Source organism: Dolichospermum sp. LEGE 00246 (assembly GCF_015207865.1).
Classification (GTDB): Bacteria; Cyanobacteriota; Cyanobacteriia; order Cyanobacteriales; family Nostocaceae; genus Dolichospermum; species Dolichospermum heterosporum.
The window spans coordinates 1-2,568 of the sequence record NZ_JADEWA010000609.1 but is presented as its reverse complement, the minus strand read 5'-3'; the positions used below and the strand labels follow the sequence as shown (position 1 = coordinate 2,568).

Here is a 2,568-nt window from a genome sequence, read left to right as displayed (position 1 = left end):
GTGGGGGAGTGGGGGAGTCGGGGGAAAAATAACAACTGACAACTGACTAAATTCGCTACTTCTGCCTAAAATATCTGTATCTGTGTTTTGAACGTTTAGTTTCTACCAATCCATGTCCAGCCCGAATTTGGCAATGCTTTCGGCGAGTATAGCGATCGCCCGCCTAGTAAATACTAGCACAGATCACTTCGCTATTTGGGTAGTCAAAGCACCATATCCCAGTGGCTATGTTCTCCGTGATTGTGTTTTCTCCCCTGAACTTAATCAAGTTTGGCAAGAATGGCAACAAATGTTTGCTGGTCATAGTCCCCTGGATATTCCTTCCTATTCAATTTCTTCATCAGTTAATACATTGCCATTAGCTGTAATTTCACCCGCTGAAGGTCAAAGGACAAGTCCCTATAGTAGTCGTCTGATGCAATCCTTGGGTATCAATCTCTGGGGATGGATATTTGATGGGGCGATTCTGAATAGTTGGGAACGGAGTCGGGGTATGGCTATGGGTCAAAAGACTCAATTACGCTTTCGGTTAGAAATTCGTGATCCTGATCTAATTGCCCTCCCCTGGGAAATTATGCAGCGGGAAGTTGGACAATCCGCCATATCTCTTTCCCAAGATGTTTTATTTAGTCGTACCATCAGCACAGTTGAACCATTACCAGAATTGCGGACTGACCGGGCGGTAAATATTCTGCTGGTGTTAGGACATAATCATAAATTACAACTAGATCAGGAAGCGTCTTTACTAAAAAAGACATTGTTAGAAGGTCATCCTGGGGGCAAAACTGCCGCTGGATACGCACCTTGTACAGTAAAAACCCTGATTCAACCGACAAAGGCAGAATTAATTCAGGAGTTAGAAACTAAAGTTCATAATGTGTTTTTTTATGCTGGTCACGGATTACCAGATCCAGATGGAGGCTCATTATTTTTAGGAAATGAACTCAAAATTAATGGCATAGAATTAGCTCAGATTTTAACGCGAACAGGCATAAAGTTGGCAGTTTTTAACGCCTGTTGGGGAGCGCAACCAGCAGCAGTTAATCACCAGGCTATTCCGGCTAGTAGTTTGGCTGAGGTGTTGATTCGTCATGGTGTGCCAGCGGTATTGGGGATGCGTGATGAAATTGCTGATGTAGAAAGTCATAGTTTTATTCAAACTTTTGCTTCCAGTTTGCGATCGCGTAAATTAATTGATGAAGCAGTGGCAACCGCTAGACAAGAACTATTGACACTGTATAAATTTAATCAACCAGCTTGGACATTACCAGTTCTCTACCTCCATCCTGATTTTGATGGAGAACTGATTAAAAATGTAGACGAAGGAGTCACAGAACTACCCAATACGGCGATTTCTGACCTAGTTACCCCCATTAATACAGCTTATTTGCGATCGCTCACACCAGGAGGCAAAATTTGGTTATTACGTTCTGGAGTTACCAGCATCGGTCGCACAAAAGAGAATGATATTATCATCCCCGAAATTTATATTTCCAGACACCACGCAGAAATTTTATGTCGGAATACTCTCAAAGAAAATACATCCATGACCACTTATTACCTACAGGATTTGTCTACCTATGGGACAACCTGGTATTTAAGCCCTAATGGTTGGCAACAAATCCTCCGGGAAGAAGTACCTTTAACATCGGGAATGCAGTTAATGTTTGGGAGTTCTAAAGGTGAAATTTGGGAATTTATTCGGGAGGATTCCATCAGTAGGGGCGCAGGGACTGCGCCCAAAAGTCAGGAGTAAAAACCAGTTGATCATGACTGCTGTATTTTGCGGAAATTCAATTCTTGAGTTTGTAGCTGTCAATAGAACCCATAAATTAATAGTGAGAAAAAAATGAAACCCCACACTAATGATTTAAATATTTTGAATATTACCCCATCAAATGTAGATTTAGAATTTATAGAAGCACTGTTAGAGCCTGAAGATGCTGCTTATCCCTGGAATTTAGCTGATGAATCTTCAGAAGCTTATTTTCATAACCTAGAACTACAATTTGGGTTGCAAGATTTTTCAGATTTAGAACTGAGTACAAGTACCGATAATTTTTATCAAAATCTAGATACAATTTGGGATCAAGTTGCTGTTCTTGAAAATAACCGTAGTAAAAATACCGTTAATTATCTTCAGGAAGTTTTGCAGAAGGCTTTTTCAGTTATTCCTAGAGGTTTACTCACTGCAATCGCTCAAAAAGCTACTGAAGTTTCTATGCTTGAACAATCAGCTAGTGAGAAATTAGTGGAATGTGTCCAAGCTTTACTACCTAGTTGGGAAGTAGATGATCTGCTGGTTTTAGCTCGTCCTTTTGCTTACGCAATGCGAAGTAGTGAACCACATACATTGACATCACTAATTAGAGATTTTGAAGAGCGGGATTGGGCAAATTTATCAGAAATAGAACAAGCAAAAATTACCTTAGCGATCGCTGATTATGCCCTCCAACATCTCTCAAAACCCGATTCTCAACCCTAATTTTTACTCTCCCTCAAGTCCAGACAGAGATTAGCTAATTTATCACCTCTCGCCCCCACTCCCCCCACTCCCCCACTCCCTAC

Annotated in this window: 2 protein-coding genes; both read left to right on the top strand. The window is 41.0% G+C overall.

All coding sequences use genetic code 11. The annotated features are described in order from the left end of the window. Positions 1–133: 133 nt before the first annotated feature. The gene (locus IQ228_RS24605) at positions 134–1,756 is read left to right on the top strand and encodes a CHAT domain-containing protein (protein ID WP_193964784.1); all 1,623 of its coding nucleotides are present in this window, start codon (positions 134–136) and stop codon (positions 1,754–1,756) included. Between the two features lie 93 nt (positions 1,757–1,849). Beyond that, complete coding sequence (locus IQ228_RS24600; protein WP_193964782.1) at positions 1,850–2,485, top strand: hypothetical protein; 636 nt, start codon at positions 1,850–1,852, stop codon at positions 2,483–2,485. The last annotated feature ends 83 nt before the right edge of the window (positions 2,486–2,568 follow it).

Excerpts from the sequence above, each read along its gene's own strand:
- IQ228_RS24605 (WP_193964784.1), top strand. The coding sequence starts at position 134 with ATGCTTTCGGCGAGTATAGCGATCGCCCGCCTAGTAAATACTAGCACA.
- IQ228_RS24600 (WP_193964782.1), top strand. The coding sequence starts at position 1,850 with ATGAAACCCCACACTAATGATTTAAATATTTTGAATATTACCCCATCA.